The 234-nt window shown below is 65.0% G+C and carries 1 pseudogene; it reads right to left on the bottom strand.

Annotation, left to right across the window (positions count from 1 at the left end):
• A pseudogene (locus tag AC5RVN_RS17495) lies at positions 1–234 on the bottom strand (xylose isomerase); the annotation flags it as partial.

The raw sequence follows: 234 nt of genomic DNA, 5'->3' as shown, positions 1-234 counted from the left end.
CGGTGTCCACACCCTCGCGCATCCGGTCCAGGGCCGCGGCGAGGTCCTTGGACCCGTCGTATTCGCTGCCTTCACGCCCGCCCCACATCACGAACGTTTCGGCGCCGAACTCCGCGGCCGAATCGATGTTCCGCAAGACCTTGGACAGGGCAAAGCGGCGGATGGAACGGTCATTGGAGGTGAACCCGCCGTCCTTGAACACCGGGTGGCTGAACAGGTTCGTGGTCACCATCG

It is taken from the genome of Arthrobacter sp. sptzw32 (assembly GCF_059089735.1).
Note: the sequence above shows the minus strand (reverse complement) of the source record. Positions and strands in the feature narration are given on the sequence as shown.